16 protein-coding genes are annotated in these 17,522 nt (G+C 62.7%); 12 read left to right on the top strand and 4 right to left on the bottom strand.

Annotated features, from left to right (window positions below):
* Positions 1-724: 724 nt before the first annotated feature.
* A complete protein-coding gene (locus tag AC1DYM_RS11410) occupies positions 725-898 on the bottom strand; it encodes a hypothetical protein (RefSeq protein WP_477338329.1) in 174 nt (57 codons plus the stop codon).
* A 49-nt stretch (positions 899-947) separates the two neighbouring features.
* Here AC1DYM_RS11410 and AC1DYM_RS11405 point away from each other — a divergent pair, with 49 nt between their 5' ends.
* The 12 genes from AC1DYM_RS11405 to AC1DYM_RS11350 all read left to right on the top strand — a co-directional run bounded on the left by AC1DYM_RS11405 (position 948) and on the right by AC1DYM_RS11350 (position 13,153).
* A complete protein-coding gene (locus AC1DYM_RS11405) occupies positions 948-1,982 on the top strand; it encodes an N-acetylornithine carbamoyltransferase (RefSeq protein ID WP_477338327.1) in 1,035 nt (344 codons plus the stop codon).
* Between the two features lie 49 nt (positions 1,983-2,031).
* On the top strand, positions 2,032-3,237 hold the full coding sequence (locus tag AC1DYM_RS11400) for an argininosuccinate synthase (protein WP_046978926.1): 1,206 nt from the start codon (positions 2,032-2,034) through the stop codon (positions 3,235-3,237).
* Between the two features lie 8 nt (positions 3,238-3,245).
* Complete coding sequence (locus tag AC1DYM_RS11395) at positions 3,246-4,343, top strand: acetylornithine deacetylase (RefSeq protein ID WP_477338325.1); 1,098 nt, start codon at positions 3,246-3,248, stop codon at positions 4,341-4,343.
* On the top strand, positions 4,333-5,649 hold the full coding sequence (locus AC1DYM_RS11390; protein ID WP_046978924.1) for an acetylglutamate kinase: 1,317 nt from the start codon (positions 4,333-4,335) through the stop codon (positions 5,647-5,649). The genes AC1DYM_RS11395 and AC1DYM_RS11390 overlap by 11 nt, the downstream gene beginning before the upstream one ends.
* A 6-nt stretch (positions 5,650-5,655) precedes the next feature.
* Entirely contained in the window at positions 5,656-6,603 is a 948-nt protein-coding gene (argC, locus tag AC1DYM_RS11385; RefSeq protein WP_477338323.1) for an N-acetyl-gamma-glutamyl-phosphate reductase, read from the top strand.
* 16 nt (positions 6,604-6,619) lie between these two features.
* Positions 6,620-7,915, top strand: a complete 1,296-nt coding sequence (locus AC1DYM_RS11380) for an argininosuccinate lyase (RefSeq protein ID WP_477338321.1) — start codon at positions 6,620-6,622, stop codon at positions 7,913-7,915.
* Positions 7,916-8,053: 138 nt separating this feature from the next.
* On the top strand, positions 8,054-9,175 hold the full coding sequence (gene proB, locus AC1DYM_RS11375; RefSeq protein WP_477338319.1) for a glutamate 5-kinase: 1,122 nt from the start codon (positions 8,054-8,056) through the stop codon (positions 9,173-9,175).
* 11 nt (positions 9,176-9,186) lie between these two features.
* Positions 9,187-10,449 (top strand): glutamate-5-semialdehyde dehydrogenase, encoded by a 1,263-nt coding sequence (locus AC1DYM_RS11370; protein WP_477338317.1) that lies wholly within the window; start codon positions 9,187-9,189, stop codon positions 10,447-10,449.
* Positions 10,450-10,485: 36 nt separating this feature from the next.
* On the top strand, positions 10,486-11,052 hold the full coding sequence (locus AC1DYM_RS11365; RefSeq protein ID WP_477338315.1) for a HEAT repeat domain-containing protein: 567 nt from the start codon (positions 10,486-10,488) through the stop codon (positions 11,050-11,052).
* Positions 11,053-11,298: 246 nt separating this feature from the next.
* Positions 11,299-11,427: a hypothetical protein gene (locus tag AC1DYM_RS11360; protein WP_477338313.1), complete on the top strand. Its 129-nt coding sequence runs from the start codon at positions 11,299-11,301 to the stop codon at positions 11,425-11,427.
* Between the two features lie 51 nt (positions 11,428-11,478).
* Complete coding sequence (locus AC1DYM_RS11355) at positions 11,479-12,390, top strand: HEAT repeat domain-containing protein (RefSeq protein WP_477338311.1); 912 nt, start codon at positions 11,479-11,481, stop codon at positions 12,388-12,390.
* Positions 12,380-13,153 (top strand): hypothetical protein, encoded by a 774-nt coding sequence (locus tag AC1DYM_RS11350; RefSeq protein WP_477338309.1) that lies wholly within the window; start codon positions 12,380-12,382, stop codon positions 13,151-13,153. Before AC1DYM_RS11355 ends, AC1DYM_RS11350 begins: the two co-directional genes overlap by 11 nt.
* Before the next feature lie 710 nt (positions 13,154-13,863).
* Here the strand turns inward: AC1DYM_RS11350 and AC1DYM_RS11345 are convergent.
* The 3 genes from AC1DYM_RS11345 to kynU form a co-directional block, all read right to left on the bottom strand.
* Entirely contained in the window at positions 13,864-15,204 is a 1,341-nt protein-coding gene (locus AC1DYM_RS11345; RefSeq protein WP_477338337.1) for a TolC family outer membrane protein, read from the bottom strand.
* Between the two features lie 334 nt (positions 15,205-15,538).
* Positions 15,539-16,240 carry a hypothetical protein gene (locus AC1DYM_RS11340; RefSeq protein ID WP_477338307.1) on the bottom strand — a complete coding sequence of 234 codons (702 nt, stop codon included), beginning with the start codon at positions 16,238-16,240 and terminating at the stop codon, positions 15,539-15,541.
* Positions 16,237-17,517 (bottom strand): kynureninase, encoded by a 1,281-nt coding sequence (gene kynU / locus AC1DYM_RS11335; protein WP_477338305.1) that lies wholly within the window; start codon positions 17,515-17,517, stop codon positions 16,237-16,239. The genes AC1DYM_RS11340 and kynU overlap by 4 nt, the downstream gene beginning before the upstream one ends.
* Between the last annotated feature and the right edge of the window lie 5 nt (positions 17,518-17,522).

Here is a 17,522-nt window from a genome sequence, read left to right as displayed (position 1 = left end):
CTCGACATCCTGTCTCGCGAAAACGGTCGGCCGTCCTGGCCGCCCCCCTTCGGGCTTTTTCCGGTGGGACGCCTCGCCTGCGCTACCGGCCCCGAGGGCGATACCCGCCGGCTCTTCCGAGCACTGAGGTGGCGTGAGGTCGAGCCACCGCCCGCAGCACGCAGGCTCTCTGTAGGAGCCGATTCATCGGCGAACCCTCAACACGGCTAGCGCGAACGAGGCCTTGCGCCGCATCGTGCCGGCGGTTAACCGCTCGCCTCATCACTGCAAGGCCTCACTCGCTTGCTCGATGCCCTGAGGGTTCGCCGATGAAWCGGCTCCTACAGGAGACATCTGCGTTGCATGGGGGCGTGGCGTCGGTGCTCTCCGTTCAATCGACCTCAGCGTGAGGAAGAGCCGGCGGGTGCCAGCCTCGGGGGCGGTAGCGGAGGCGAGGGTGTCGGCTGGATCAGGCCCACAAGGGGGCCGGCCAGGACGGCCGGCCTTTTTCGCGAGACAGGATGTCGAGTCGGAAAACCCCAGTCGAAGCCCGGCCCGGCCCGGCCCGTAGGGCAATAGATAAACGGCCGCGCTCGCGGCCCTCCTTGGCGGGACGCCGCAGCGTGACCCCGAGGCTGGCACCCGCCGGCTCTTGCGACACACCGCAACCCATGTTGCGCATCGCACCAATTCTCAGGCATCATCGCGGTTCACCTTTTCCAGACCTTGCCGTGTCCCATACCGTCTACACCGCCGTCGTCTTCACCAGCGCCCGTATGGCCGCAGGGATGACGTCGCGTGCTCGTCGACCGTACATCGGATACTCGGCCGGGTAGGCTGTCGCGCGCTTTTCATACGCATCGACTAAAAAACCCGGCCCCGTGCCGGGTTTTTTTGTTTTCGATTCCTGAGACTTCATTTCCTCACTTCCTCCACGGCCCCAGGGCCACCGACCGATCTGGACCGCCATGACCGTTCGCCACTTCCTCTCCACCCAGGACTACAGCCGCGCCGAGATCGACGCCCTGCTCGCGCAGGCGGCGGAGTTCAAACGCTCGCCGCAAGGCCAGCAGCTGGCCGGCAAGTCGATCGCCCTGATGTTCTTCAACCCGTCCATGCGTACGCGCACCAGCTTCGAGCTGGGCGCCTTCCAGCTCGGTGGCCATGCCATCGTGCTGTCGCCGGGCAAGGACGCGTGGCCGATCGAGTTCGAGATGGGCACGGTGATGGACGGCGATACGGAAGAGCACATCGCCGAGGTGGCCCGGGTGCTGTCGCGTTACGTGGACATCATCGCCGTTCGCGCCTTTCCCAAGTTCGTCGACTGGCAGGTGGATCGCCAGGACAAGGTGCTCGAGTCGTTCGCGAAGTTCGCCACGGTGCCAGTGATCAATCTGGAGACGATTACCCATCCCTGCCAGGAGTTGGCGCATGCGCTGGCGCTGCAGGAGCATCTGGGCGACCTGCAGAACAAGAAGTACGTGCTGACCTGGACCTACCATCCGAAGCCGCTCAACACGGCGGTGGCCAATTCGGCGCTGATGATCGCAACGAAGATGGGCATGGACGTGACCCTGCTGTGCCCGACGCCGGAATATATCCTCGACGAGCGCTACATGGACTTCGCGAAGCAGAACGCGAAGGAAAATGGCGGTTCGCTCCAGGTTTCCCATGACATCGAATCTGCGTATCGCGGTGCCGACGTCATCTACGCGAAAAGCTGGGGCGCGATTCCCTACTTCGGCCGCTGGGACGAAGAGAAAGCCATCCGCGAGGCCAACAAGCACTTCATCGTCGACGAGGCCAAGATGGCCTTGACCAACCACGGTCTCTTCAGCCACTGCCTCCCGTTGCGCCGGAACATCAAGGCGACGGACGCGGTGATGGATTCGCCGGCCTGCATCGCCATCGACGAAGCCGAGAACCGTTTGCATGTGCAGAAAGCGGTGATGGCTTCGCTCATTTCCCAGTCGTCGGGCGTGAAGTCCGGCCTCGGTTTCTGATTCGACCTTTCCTTTTCGTCTATCCGTCCAACGTTTTTTCGGAGCCTTCATGTCCAGCCAAGATATCGTTCTCGCCTTTTCCGGCGGCCTCGACACCAGCTTCTGCGTGCCTTACCTGATGGAGCGCGGCTATGCCGTGCATACCGTGTTCGTCGATACCGGCGGCGTGTCGGCGGAAGAGCGCGAGTACATCGAGCAGCGTGCGCATGAGCTCGGTGCCGCCTCGCATCGCACGGTCGATGCCTCGCAGGCGATCTGGGACAGCTTCGTCACGCCGCTGATCTGGGCGGGCGAGTTCTACCAGGGTCAGTACCCGCTGCTGGTGTCCGACCGCTACCTCATCGTGAAGGCCTCGCTGGAGCGTTGCGACGAGCTCGGCACGAAGTTCTTCGCGCATGGTTGCACGGGTATGGGTAACGACCAGGTGCGCTTCGACCTGACCGTGCGCGCGCTCGGCGATTACACGATCATCGCACCGGTACGCGAGATTCAGCGCGAGCACACCCAGGTGCGCGCGTACGAGCAGAAGTATCTGGAAGACAAGGGCTTCGAAGTCCGCGCCAAGACCAAGCACTACACGATCAACGAGAACGTGCTCGGCGTGACGATCTCCGGCGGCGAGATCGATGCCTGGGAAATTCCGGGCGAGGGCGCGATCGGCTGGTGTGCGCCGCGTTCCGAATGGCCGTCCGAAGCGCTGCGCGTAGAGCTCGGTTTCGAGAAGGGCACGGCCGTGACGCTCAACGGCAAGCCGGCCTCGGGCCCGGAGATCCTCGGCTTCCTCAATCGTGAGCTGGCGAAATACGGCGTGGGTCGTAGCCTGTACACCGGCGACACCAATATCGGCCTGAAGGGTCGCATCGTATTCGAGGCGCCGGCGCTCACCGCGCTGCTGACCGCCCACCGCGCGCTGGAAGAGACCGTGCTGTCGAAGCAGCAGAACCGCTTCAAGCCGGAAATCGGCCGCAAGTGGACCGAGGTGGCCTATGAAGGTTTCTTCAACGATCCGATCAAGGCCGATCTCGAGGCCTACCTCGTCTCGACGCAGCGCAAGGTCGACGGCAAGGTCATCATCGAGACCCGCGGTGGTTCGGTGTACGCCGTGAAGGTGGAATCGAAGAACCTGCTGCACTCGGCCAAGGCCACCTATGCGCAGGCTGCCGACTGGGGCGTCGCCGAAGCCGAGGGCTTCATCAAGCTCTACGGCATGAGCTCGACGATCTGGGCGGAAGTCGACCGAGCCAACGGGAACTGATCCGGGACATGGATAAGCTCCTCGAGGACACCCTGACCCATCTGCGGGCGCTGGTCGGATACGACACGCGCAATCCGCCACGCGAGATCGGCACCGACGGCATCTTCGATTACCTGCGCGCGAACCTCCCGGGGTTTGACGTGCAGGTGACCGATTTCGGCGCGGGCGCCGTAAACCTGTACGCCGTGCGGGGCAAGCCGAAGTACCTGTTCAATGTCCACATGGACACCGTTCCGGATTCGCCGCACTGGACCGCGAACCCGCATGAGCTGCGGGTGACGGAAGACCGGGCGATCGGCCTGGGCGCCTGCGATATCAAGGGCGCGGCGGCGGCGCTCGTCGCCGTGGCCAATGCCACGCGGGGCGACATGGCCTTGCTGCTCTCGACCGACGAGGAAGCCAACGACGCGCGTTGCATTGACGGCTTCCTCGCCACGCCGCGCGATTACGAGGCGATCATCGTGGCCGAGCCGACCAAGGGTGAGGCCGTGCTGGCGCATCGTGGCATCCACTCGGTGCAGATGCGTTTCCAGGGCCGGGCAGGGCACGCCTCCGGCGAGCAGAAGCCGTCGGACAGCGCCCTGCACCAGGGCATTCGCTGGGGCGCGGCAGCGCTGGATCACGTGCAGAAGCTGTCGCACGAACGCTTCGGCGGTCTTACCGGCCTGCGCTTCAACATCGGCAAGGTCGAAGGCGGCATCAAGGCCAACGTGATCGCACCGACGGCGGACATCCGCTTCGGCTTCCGCCCGCTGCCTTCGATGGATGCCGACCAGTTGCTGGAAACCTTCCGCACCCTGGTCGAGCCGGCACCGGTGGAATAYGGCGAAACCTTCCGTGGCGATTCGCTGCCGGCAGGCGACACGGCGACGGCGGAGAGCCGTCGTCTCGCTGCCCGCGACATCGCCGACGAACTCGGCATCCCAGTGGGCAATGCGGTCGACTTCTGGACCGAGGCCGCGCTGTTCTCGAAGGCCGGTTACACGACCTTCGTCTACGGCCCCGGCGACATCGCCCAGGCCCATAGCGCCGACGAGTGGGTCCTTCTGGATCAGCTCGCACACTACGCACAGACCATCCATCGGATCGTGGACAGTGGAATCTAACAAGCACACCCGCAAAACGATCGTGCGCCTGCTGTCCTCGATGGGCAGCGCGCGCGAGATCCAGCAGTACCTCAAGCGCTTCTCGCAGCTGGACGCGGCGCGCTTCGCCGTGGTCAAGGTCGGTGGTGCCGTGTTGCGCGACGACCTGCCGGCGCTCACCTCGTCGCTGTCCTTCCTGCAGCAGGTTGGCCTCACGCCGATCGTACTGCACGGTGCCGGTCCGCAGCTCGACGAAGAACTGTCGGCCGCCGGCATCGAGAAGAAGACCGTCAACGGCCTGCGCGTGACCTCACCCGAAGCCCTCGCCATCGTCCGGCGCGTGTTCCAGGCGCAGAACCTGCGCCTGGTCGAGGCACTGCAGGAAGTCGACACGCGCGCTACGTCGGTACCGTCCGGCGTGTTCGCGGCCGACTTCCTCGACCACGAAACGCTCGGTCTCGTCGGCAAGGTGCGCGAAATCAACCTCGCACCGATCGAGGCCAGCCTGCGTGCGGGGTCCATTCCCGTCATCGCCAGCCTGGGCGAGACGGATTCGGGGCAGATCCTCAACATCAACGCCGACTTCGCGGCGAACGAGCTGGTGCGCGTTCTGCAGCCGTACAAGATCGTCTTCCTCACCGGTACGGGTGGCTTGCTCGACGGCGACGGTAACGTCATCGATTCGATCAACCTGTCGACCGAGTACGACCAGCTGCTCAAGCAGCCCTGGCTGCACTCCGGCATGCGCCTGAAGATCGAGCAGATCAAGGATCTTCTCGACGATCTGCCGCTGACCTCGTCGGTGTCGATCACGCGCCCCGCCGAGCTGGCGAAAGAGCTCTTCACGCATAAGGGCTCGGGCACCCTGGTGCGTCGCGGCGAACGCGTGCTGCGCTATGAATCGTGGGAGGGAGTCGACAAGGAACGCCTTCGCGAGCTGATCGAGTCGAGTTTTGGCCGTGCCGTGGTGCCCGACTACTTCGACCGCACGAACCTCTATCGTCTCTACGTTTCCGAGAACTATCGCGCCGCGATGGTCCTCACGCAGGACGAAGGTTTCGCGTACTTGGACAAGTTCGCCGTCCTGGACGAAGCGCAGGGCGAAGGCCTCGGGCGCGCGGTCTGGCAGGTGATGCGTGATGAGAACCCGAAGCTGTTCTGGCGCTCGCGCCACGGCAACGTGATCAATCATTTCTATTACGCGGAATCGGACGGTTGCTTCAAGCAGTCGCGCTGGAAGGTGTTCTGGTACGGCCTGGACAACTTCGCGGATATCGAACGCTGCGTGGCGCATTGCGCCACGCGCATCCCCACCTTGCAGGACTGACCGGTCATGGCAACCAAGACCATCGGCATCGTCGGCGCGCGCGGCCATACGGGCGCCGAACTGATCAAGCTCATCGCGAACCATCCGTACCTCGCACTCGCCTTCGTTTCCTCGCGTGAACTGGACGGGCAGCGCCTGGCCGATCACAGCGAGGCTTACACGGGTGAGCTGGCGTACAGCAATCTCGACCCGGAAGGCGTCGCGGCGCAGGCGGCGGACGTCGTCATCCTTGCGTTGCCGAACGGCAAGGCGGCACCGTACGTCGAGGCCATCGACAAGGCCGGCGGTTCCACCGTCATCGTCGACCTGTCCGCCGACTATCGCTTCGACGAGCGCTGGTACTACGGTCTGCCGGAGCTGTACCGCGATCGTTGGCGCGGCGAAAAGCGCATCAGCAATCCGGGTTGCTATGCCACGGCCATCCAGGTGTCGATCGCACCGATCAAGGATCTGTTGGCGGCACCGCCCGTCTCGTTCGGTGTTTCCGGTTACTCCGGCGCCGGTACCACGCCGTCGGACCGCAACGATCCGGAAAAGCTGCGCGACAATCTCATGCCCTATGCACTCACCGGTCATATGCACGAGAAGGAAGCGAGCCGCCACCTCGGGTTGCCGGTGGAATTCATGCCGCACGTCGCACCGCATTTTCGCGGGCTGACCGTGACGACGAACCTGTACCTGGCGAAGCCGGCCAAGCGCGAGGACATCGTGCTTCGCTTTGAGGCACGTTTCGACAAGGACAAGCTCATCCATGTGGTCGACGAGGCTCCATGGGTGAGCCAGGTAGCGAATCGGCATCACCTGGACATCGGTGGCTTCACGATGTCGGCCGATGGCCGTCGCGTGGTTGTCGTCGCTACGCTGGACAACCTGCTCAAGGGCGCCGCCACGCAGGCGATGCAGAACGTCAACCGTGCGCTCGGCTTCGACGAGCTCACCGCCATTCCGCTCTGAGCGAAAGGACCTTACGATGACCCAGCCGCTCTGGCAGAAATCCGATACGCAGGTCGATGCGCGCATCATGCGCTTCCTTGCCGGTAACGACGTGGTACTCGACCGCGAGTTCTTCCTGCACGACATCACCGCGAGCAAGGCGCACGTCGAAGGCCTGGCCAATATCGGCGTGGTCTCCGGCGAAGAGCGCGATGCGTTGCTTCGCGAACTCGACGTGCTGGCGGGCGACTTCTCGGCCGGCGTGTTCGTCCTCGACGATCGTTTCGAGGACGGGCACTCCGCCATCGAAGCACGCCTCACCGAGCGTCTTGGCGATGCGGGTCGGCGCGTGCATACAGGCCGCAGCCGCAACGACCAGATCCTCGTCGCCACGCGCCTGTGGCTGAAGGAAAAGCTGTCGACGCTGGAGACGCTGTGCCGCGCGATCGCCGAGGTGTGCCTGCAGCGCGCCGCCGGCGACTCGGTGCCGATGCCTGGTTACACGCATATCCAGCGCGCCGTGGTTTCGTCGACCGGCATGTGGTTCGCTGCCTTCGCCGAGGCCTTCATCGACAACACGCTGCGTGCGCGTCAGGCGCTCGCGTTGATCGACGCCAACCCCTTGGGCACGGCGGCCGGCTACGGCGTCAACGTGGCGCTGGATCGCGCCCACACGACGGCGGCGCTCGGCTTCGGTCGCATGCAGGTCTCGCCGATCTATGCCCAGCTGTCCCGTGGCAAGTTCGAGATGGCCGCCCTGGATGCCGTCGGCACCGCGCTGCTCGATACGCGCCGGCTGGCCTGGGATCTCTCGCTGTTTACCACGGCCGAGTTTGACTTCGTCAGCTTGCCCGGCGAGTACACGACGGGTTCGTCGATCATGCCGAACAAGCGCAACCCCGATGTCGTCGAACTGCTGCGGGCCAGCTACGCGAGCGTGGCCGCAGCACGTACGGAGATCGAGCAGTTGCTGTCCTTGCCGTCGGGCTACCAGCGCGACCTGCAGTTTTCGAAGGGCTCGCTGTTCCATGGGTTCTCGATGGGCCTGGGCGCGCTGGAGTTGCTGCCGGATCTTCTCGCCCGTTTCAGCTGGAAGGCGGAAAAGATGCGCGCCGCGATCGAACCGGCTATGTACGCGACGGATGTGGCGATCGAAGCGGCGGTAGCGGGTGTCCCATTCCGCGACGCCTACCGGGCCGCGGCTGAGACGGCGTCGTCGTCGGGCGAAGGACGTACGCCGGAATCCAGCCTCGCCGCGCGCACGTCGCCGGGCGCCGGCAACGACCTGATGCTGGACACGTTACGGGCAAGATTGTCAGCCCTGGCGGGCTGATCGCCGATAAATCGGCTCCTACCAAGCAGGGCGATGCCAGTTCGCGGCACCCTGCTCGGTAGGAGCCGGTTCATCGGCGATGCTCTCGTGGGAGCCGCTTCAGCGACGAACGGATGCGCCACAACGACAGGAAGGACCATGCCAACCGCTTTCGCTCCCCAGCCGCTCCCCCGCTGGCACCGCGCCGTCCTCAAGGTCGGTAGCAGCCTGTTGACCACGTCGGAAGGCAGCCTCACCGGCCGTCACGCCGAAGCCCTTGCGACCTTCGTCGCCCGCAGTCGCAGTGCCGGCCGCGAAGTTGTCATCGTGTCCTCCGGTGCCGTGGCAGCCGGACGAGGTCTCGCCACACCGGAGCGCGGCGCGGGCCTGACGGGGCGGCAAGCACTCGCCGCCCTCGGCCAGACGCGCCTCATCGCCCTCTGGCAGACTTTTTTTGATGCGCCAGTTGCCCAAGTGCTCCTCACTCACGACGACCTGCGCAACCGTCGCCGTTACCTCAATGCCCGTACCACGCTGCGCGAGCTTCTTTCGCTCGGTGCGATTCCGGTCATCAACGAAAACGACACCGTCGCCGTCGACGAACTCAAGCTCGGCGACAACGACAACCTCGCCGCGATCGTGGCGGCGCTTGTCGATGCGGACGTGCTGTTCATCGCGTCCGATATCGCTGGGTTGTACTCCGGCAACCCGCGCACCGATCCAGGCGCACAGCCCATAGACGACGTCGCCGAAATCACCGAGTCGCACCTGGCCAGCGCCGGAGGCGCCGGCAGCGCGGCAGGGACGGGCGGTATGCGCACGAAGCTCGAAGCGGCGGGCAAGGCCGCGGCGGCGGGCATCGAGACGATCCTGTTCGACGGCCGCGATGCCGCCTGTATCGACGGCCTGGCGGCAGGCGCGCTGACCGGCACCCGCCTGCGTGCACCACGTACCCGGATGGCCGCCCGCAAGTACTGGCTCCGCCACGCGCCGCCGGCCGGCAGGATCACGGTCGATGCCGGCGCCGTCGATGCCCTGCGTACCCGCGGTGCGTCGCTGCTTCCGGGCGGCGTGGTCGCGGCGGAAGGTGACTTTGCCCGCGGCGACGTGGTCGATATCGCTGACGAGAAAGCCCCCTTCGCGCGCGGCATCGCCCAGTACTCAGCCACCGATGTTCGCCGTATCGCCCGCCGGCACACGCGCGATATCGAGATCGCGCTGGGCTACAGTTACGGCGAGAACGTCGTCCACCGCGACGATCTCGTGGCCCTGACGTCATGAACGAGGTCGCGATGCCATCTTCCCTACGTGACAAGGCGCTGGCCTGCCGGGACGCCTCGGCGGCGATTGCAGGCCTGGATACCGAGGCGAAACGACGCCTCCTGCATGCCATGGCGAACGCCCTTGCCGCTGAGGAAGCCACCTTACTCGCGGCCAACGACAGGGACATGGACGCCGCTCGCGCCAACGGCACCAGCGACGCCATGCTCGACCGCCTGCGCCTCGATGCCACGCGGATCGCTGGCATCGTCGCGGCGATCCGCGAGGTGGCGACACTGCCGGATCCTGTCGGCATCACGACACGCCGCGAGACGCGTCCCAACGGAATCGTCGTCGAACGCGTGCGCATTCCGCTCGGCGTGATCGCAATGATCTACGAGGCGAGGCCGAACGTCACTGCCGATGCCGCCGCGTTGTGCCTGATGGCGGGGAACGCGGTGATCCTGCGTGGTGGCTCGGATGCGATGCATTCGAACATCGCGATCGCCACGGCCTTGCGTCGCGCCCTGAAGGCGAACAGCCTACCCGAGGCCGCGCTGACCTTGATCGACGATCCGCGTCGCGAAACCATGGTCGAGCTGCTCCAGCTCACCGACATTGTGGATCTCGCGATCCCCCGTGGCGGCGAAGGCCTGATCCGCTTCGTCGCGGAGCACGCGCGCGTGCCGGTCATCAAGCACTACAAGGGTGTCTGCCATCTTTACGTCGATCGCGAGGCAGATTCCGATCTCGCGCTACGGCTGCTTGTCGACGGGAAGACCAGTCGGCCAGGCGTGTGCAATGCGCTGGAGACCATGCTGGTTCATGCGGACATCGCCGCTGAATTCCTGCCGCGAGCCATCGCACGTCTACGCGAACTCGCGGTCGACGTGCGTGGCGACGATGCCACTCGCGCGCAGGTCGCCGACGTGACGCCAGCCACGGAAGACGACTACGCCGCCGAGTTCCTCGACCTTGTGATCGCGGTGCGCGTGGTCGACAACATCGATGAAGCCATCACGCACATCCGTCGCTTTGGCTCGGACCATACCGAAGTCATTGCCACGCGTGATGACGCGGCCGCCGGACATTTCATTCGTGCGATCCGCTCGGCCGTGGTGATGGTCAACGCCTCGTCGCGCTTCAGCGATGGCGGTGAGTTGGGGCTCGGTACCGAGATCGGCATTTCGACGACGCGCTTGCACGCCTATGGCCCGATGGGCGCGGAATCGTTGACGGTCGAGCGTTTCGTGGTACGTGGTGAAGGGCAGGTAAGGCACCCCACCTCGGAATGAGGTGCTGACGCGCGTGAGGGCCTAAGGAGCGATCAGATGCTGGATACCGACGACGAAACCGGGATGCTTTCCCGCTATTTTGTACGAAAGGGCATGAGCGATTGCAGTACATCGCAATTGATCGACCTTCTCACCGACGACGACCAGATCGTCCGGTCCTCGGCGGGTTTTCTCCTTCATATGTCCGGTGGAGATAACGCCGACTTCGAACGCCTTGCCGAGCTGGCGTCTCACGCCGAGGCCTACGTGCGCGAAGTGGCCGCGTATGTGTTAGGTCAATTCGGAACGCCCGATTACCGCTTTCATGCGCAGAGCATTCCTTTGCTGTCGCGCATGGCGCACGACGCGAATGACGAGGTCCGGCTCGCGGCCGTGTCGGCTCTCGGGCATCTTCGAGGAGACGCGGCCTGGGAAGTCATTCTCGCTTCGGCTCAGGACTCGTCACCGAACGTCCGCTGGGTCGTGGCGTGGCTGTTGGAGTTCATGGATGGGTCGGAGCATTCTGTGGCTGCCCTGGTGATGTTGACGTCCGACCCGGATTCGGACGTGCGTGCCGCTGCGCAAGAGAGCCTCGACGAGTTGCGGCGCGAAGGGGATCGCTAGGCCGACCCAAATCCGTGTGAATCCTCTCGCTCACGTCGATCATCGCGCACCGCGACTCCCATCGAATCTCGCAACGAACCGAGCTTTCGTCGCGCCTTACTGTCTCGTCAACGAGCCCTAATTGTTGGACCTACGTGTGCTCAGAGGGTGCCTACGCGTTGCGGTGAGATGAGCGCATGGATCGATGTCGTCCGTGAAAATACGATGCATTTGCGCCAATGACGGCGCGAACAATCGGGAAATTCGATGAACGACACATCCATCATTCCTGCCCTCGATCACGAGGCAGCGATCGTCGGCCTCGTAACGGGCGCTAACAGCAGCCTTCCTCCAACCTGGCTCGATGTGGTTCACGAGATTCAGCGCTGGACTTAAGACGGTTAGCGGGGCCCCCGGCGGGCCCCGCACTCATAGGGAGAGAGGTTGATGATCAGTCACATGAGTCATGCGCTTTCCGATCTTCCGGCGATTCGGGGGTTTTTGGAGCAAGTTGACAGCCGAGTTGTTCTGGGTGACTACGCGTCGTTCTGGCGAGCCATTGACGGGTTCGGTCTTCTTGTAGATCGTTCCGTATGGCGCACTTTCTACGCTTCCGTTGTGCAGAAGTTGGTCGTGGACCCGAAGTACAACGGCGGACGCGATTGGGGCGTTTACGGGTTCACTATCTGTGAATCGGACAAGATTCACTTTTCAATTCGATCAACGCTGGGTGCTTCCGTCGGTCGAAACGTCATTGATGCTCGGTCGGATCATGCTACGTCCGTAGCCTCCACTATGACGGCTCCGTCGGCGCTCATCGTCGCATCGGATGCGCCCGTTACATTCAACGTGTTCCAAGTGCCGGCCGAGGTCGATCTCGATGTCTTCGATCCCTCGGTCCGTATCCATGTTTGTGACCCGGTAATGGTTGACCCATGGACGAGGGTCGATGTTAGGGCGCCTCGTGAGACCCTTGAACTCGTAACTGATCCGGGGGACGAGTACTGCATCATTGAGCTCGCCATGCGATCTTCGATCGCGCAGAGATGGGAGTTTGATCGCCGCAGCGGCACACCGATTGGACCAGTACTAATTTCGCGTGACACTGCCGTACTGCGGTCGATGCTGGAGGAAATCGCCAGATTCCGATATGTGGCAGCCATGGATGACGTTCTCGATCTGGCAAACCATCCCGACTTCAATGTTCGGTGGGCGGCTGTTAGCTGTGCCTGGGCGATCGATCCTGTGGTCGGAGAGGCGGCGATACGACGGGCCGCTGGAGACGTCCATCCGTACATTCGCCGAGCCGCATCAGCCGCGCTCGGTAATTTAAGGAAGGGTGCTTCGAATGCCCATTGAACTGAGTGCCGTTACGTCTGAAATAATAGGTCTTGACGAATTTAGGAAGCGTGTTCTCGACAAGGTCGATCCGCACAACCCATCGACGTTGACTTCCATAGCCCTGGATTTGGCGGCCCTCGCCAATGACAAGGAACTGATGGTTCGTCAGGTAGCAATGGACATTAAGACCTGGCGGCGTCCCGAGTTTGCTATGTATTCCGCACAGAGTTGCATTCTCGATAGATTTGGCCCATTTACAGTCCGCGCAAACCTCTGGCCTTCAGTTGCCATGACGATGGGTGAGCGTGATGCGCTGTCGTATAACGCATTCCACGATCACAACTTCAGCTTCGCGACCACGAACTTGTATGGTCCCGGATACACGACCGATCTTTATGAGTTTCAGCTTCTCGGTGATTGGACCCGGGTCGGCGATGCCGTCTTGCTTGAGCATCTCGGAGAGAGGCGCCTCTCGGAAGGCATCGTCGTTGTTTATAGGAAGGGCCTGGATATGCACTCGCAAATCCCGCCGACTGGCCCTTCAGCATCGATCAACCTGATCGTCAACGACGACGATGTCTTGTTCAACGATCAGTTCTATTTTGATCCGGTCCGAGGAATCATTATCGGGACGGTCGAGAATGTAGTCGAGAAACGTTTGTCGGCTCTATCGCTCGGAAGATTTCTGGCATCAGAAGCGTCATTCGCGGCGTTGCACGCCATCTCGCGTACGAATAAATGCAAACGGTCCAGGCGTCTTTGTAACGATCTTCTCGCATGATCGTGCGTGGCAGTCATGGCGGCTTTCCGTTCTCCGTGGTGCTCTCGTCGTCAGCTTTTTGCAGGACGTGTTTCGCGACTTCGACAAGGCTCATTGTAGATAAAAGACTGCTATGAGAATGCACGTTCCCCGTCATAACCCAGGCAATAGCCCTGCATAGTTTGGAAAGGAGTCGTAACACAATTGCTTCGGACGTATGACAACGGTGTCGTACGGCGTGCAATAGGCGCAAAAGCGGATGCGCCATCTGCACGGCAATTGGCGAGGCTGTAGGTTTCGCACACTGGGAGATGGAGAGTATGAATCGAATTATGTTTGTCGGCGTTATCGCAATGGCCTTTGCAGGGGTTGCGCAGAGTGCATCGACTCCGTACAGATACACGGTAGTTCGAGCCGAGTCATCGGGCGCCACCGCCTTCTTTGCTTTGAACTTCGCACGAAGCCAAGCCGCCGCTATTTGTCAGTCGCGCTTCCGCGGAATGCTTGTCGGCGTTCCTCAGTCATGGGTTTTCAAGAGAGGCAATATGTTCAGCGCGTCGGTAACAGTGACGTGCCAGTTCACCTAATAGATCGGCCATGATGTGTGGGCTTGGCGTCTTTGCTACGTGCGTATTCGCCAAGCCCTTTCTCTCGACTCAAGCAGGACGTGTCTGGATTGCGAAAATGTCGAGCGTCGTTTGGACGGCTCGTTCCGGTCCCGTGGTTATGTCCTATTGGAGGAGCGAATTAATGGCTTTGAGGTCATTTAGTTCTACCGTGCCCGCCGCCTGTTTTAAGAGTAGCTTGTCGAGGATGAATTGGTGGCGAGCTCGAGAGTAAGTGCCGAGTGCTACGGACAGGTTCAGCTCCGCCGCTAACACGTCCGCTAAGGTACGCGTGCCGATCTCCAGACCTGCCTGCGTTGCATCGAGCGCGCCGTCCGATGATTCAGCGGCGGACTTAGTCGATTCGATTTTGCTTATGCCGCCAATGACGGAGCGATAGCGGTTTTGGATCTCGCGCGCGACCTGGCGACGTGTACTTTCCAGCTCGTCCTGCGCGGCGTCGCGCTGGTGTATTGCTTGTCGCACACTGGATTGCGCAGTATTCCTGCCGAAGATGGGGATTTTTAGCACAATGCCAACGGTGATCGTGCCGCGACCTTTGTCGCCGCGGCCGTTAGCGGCGGCCACTGCGTTCTCATTCCGCGGCCAGATACCTGTCTTCCTATATGCGACAGTTGTATCGATGGTCGGCAGGTGATGAGCGCGAGCCGAAGAAATGCGTTGTTCAGCCGATTCAACCTCGTACTGTAACGCGAGGACGATTGGGCTTTGCTCCGCTGCCTGTGAAACCCAGCTTTCCAGACCGCTAAGTGAGGGGAGGTCCAAGGGAAGCTGGGCTCGTAACTTTTTCAGGACTTCTGTCGGCTGGCCGGTGATCTGGGTCAGGGCTTCACGCGAATCGGAAAGCTCCTTTTCTGCGTCGATCACCGATGCTTTCGCAGTGCTGCGGCGAGCCCTCGCGTTCTGTACGTCACTGACGGCCGACAATCCGACGTAAGAGCGTTGCTCGGCCAGTTCCAGCTGGTGTACTACGCCTCGCTCGCTCTCTTTTGCAAACGACAGGGCATCATCGTTCATCAACACTCTGAAGTAGGTGGTGGCAACGCGGCCGGCTAGTTGCTGAAGTGCAGCGTCGTAGGCTGCATTCTGAGCGTATGAGCTCAACCTTGCAGCCCTCAAGTCGGCGGAATTGGCCAAGGAAAGGATGCTCTGGCTGGCCGTGATCGACGCGCTGCGCTTGCGGGTGACATCCGTGGTTCTTTGATTGTTCGTCTCGCCGGAGCTGCCATCTGAAGTTTGCCATCCCTGCGTCATGACGGAGCCATGGGAGGCTTGCTCGCTCAGGCTTATCTTGGCGGAGATGCTCGGAAGGAGCGGTGCTCGAGCAAGGGCAATTCCTTCGCTCGCTGAGCGTCTTAGCGAGTTGAAGCGAGAGAGGGTTGGGTCGTTAGAGCGAGCATGGTTGTAGGCGTCCAGCAAGTCGCTAGCGTAAATGCAAGACGGCATTGCTGCTATTGCAAGTGCCACGGGCATGGGTATCAAACGCATGATTTTGTCTCGCGGTGTTTAGATCGCGGCACTTCGTCATGGCACGGCCGCACTGGCCGTATGCTGCGCGATCATGTTTCACCGGGGAATTGGAGTTCACCTCGCTTGTGAGTAGGAGATGGCTTTATCCCTCGAGAACGCCTTGTTCCGCTGTCTACCGTGGGATGCGCGTCCTCCGCGTTCGCGGACTCGCGCACTGCTCTACGGCTCATGCCGCGAAGCTATGCGAGGTTCGGTGGCAGGGGCCCGGTGCGTTTCTATAAACTGAATGACGAAGCAATGGCGAGTGCGCTCAGGTCAGCTGCGAAAGTCCGCTCCGGATACGCTGGGACACATCGATCATGGGATGCCACGCTCGCTCTATTGCATCGGCGAGCATGTCCCTGTCCATTGCTACTGTCTCAAGGCGGCCGCCTTCGTCGGGAAGGAATTCAATCAAGACCCGCTGCCCATCGATCCACGCCTGTTCCCCAGCAAGAAACTCAGGATCCTCGAAACTACCCATGCCCGGCTCAGGCGGCATCGCAAACGCCGTACGTACATCGCTAGGCGCGTTGCGAAGCAGCTCCATGGCTCGCTCGTAGGTGCCGTCCTCATCGTCCAGCGCAAGCTCGACGCGATCCATGCGCGAGCCGACGAACAGCTCGATGGAACCCGTGAAAATGGCATGCACCGCAAAGCCGTCGAGGCGGGCACGCGGGTTCTTCATCACCTGGCGCAGGGCAGTGACGTAGCGATCCGTCACCTCGGGATGTTCGCGGAGCCAGGCGCTGCTCACGTCGTCGCACACGGTGACGTGCCCGTCGACCTTCGCTTCGATACCGGCGTGCGATAGACCGGCCGGACGATCGGGTAGGGTGACAGGCAAGCCGCCCGCCTTCAGCCCGAACATGACCCGACCCGGCGCGACGCGCAGCCAGTGCGTCACGGCCTGTACGACAAATCCGTCGCCACGTTCGCTATACGGCGCCGGGAACAGCTCCTGCACGCTCATGCCTGCGTCCCGCGCCACGCCTCGATCGCTTCCACAGCGCCGAGGCAATCGGCGAACCGGTTGTACAGCGGCGTCGGCGAAAGACGAATCACGTCGGGCTCGCGCCAGTCGCCGATGATTCCCTGCTGCTCGAGATAACCGAACAAGGCACGCCCCGCCTCACGACCCGCACGCACGCGCACGGAAAGCTGCGCGCCCCGCTGCAGCGGATCGTTCGGCGTCACGATGTCGAGCGTATCGTCCAGACGGCTACGGATGAGCCAGTCCAGGTACGAGGTAAGACGACGACTCTTAGCCACGAGGTTAGGCATGCCGGCGCGCGTGAATACATCCAGCGAGGCCCGCAAAGGCGCCAGCGCGAGAATCGGCGGGTTCGACAGCTGCCAGCCGTCTGCTCCGGGCGTGGGCACGAACTGCGGACCCATCTGGAAGCGCGTGGACTTGTCGTGCCCCCACCAGCCAGCGAAGCGCGGCACATCGGCGGTGGCGTGGCGTTCGTGGACGAAGCACCCGGCGACCGCGCCCGGGCCGGCGTTGAGATATTTGTACGTGCACCACACCGCGAAATCCGCGCCGCTGTCGTGCAGCGCCAGTGGCAGGTTACCGACGGCATGGGCGAGGTCGAAGCCTATGAGGCAGCCCTGCGCGCGCGCCAGACGGACGATGGCCGCCAGGTCGAAGACCTGTCCGGTGCGATATTGCACGCCTGGCAGTACGACGAGCGCCACGCGGTGCCCGTGTTCAGCGATCGCAGCCTCGATCGCCGCCATCGACAACGTGCCGCCGGGGCCATCGGGCTGAATCTCGATAAGGTCGGTAGCCGGATCGAATCCATGGAAACGCACCTGTGACTCGAGAGCATAGCGATCGGTCGGAAAGGCACCGGCTTCCATGAGGATGGCCGGGCGCTCGACCGTCGGGCGATAGAAGCTGACCATCATCAGGTGAAGGTTGACCCCAAGCGTGTTCATGGCGACCACTTCGTGCGGCTGCGCGCCGACCACCTCGGCCATCGCGTCGCGCACGTACTCGTGGTAGTGCATCCACGGCGAGCGACCGCGGAAGTGCGCTTCGACAGCGAGCTCCGACCAGTCGGCCAGTTCCGCCTCGACTGCGGCGCGGACGCCCTTGGGCTGCAGGCCGAGCGAGTTGCCGCAGAAGTAGAGGGTCTCCCGCCCGTGATGCGGCGGGATGTGGAATTCGTCGCGGAACGCGCGCAGGGGATCGGCCGCATCCTGGGACTGGGCCCAACCGCGCGTCGCTTCGAAACCGGTCATACGTT

The sequence above is a fragment of the Luteibacter sp. P1_D3 genome (assembly GCF_056406135.1).
Note: the sequence above shows the minus strand (reverse complement) of the source record. Positions and strands in the feature narration are given on the sequence as shown.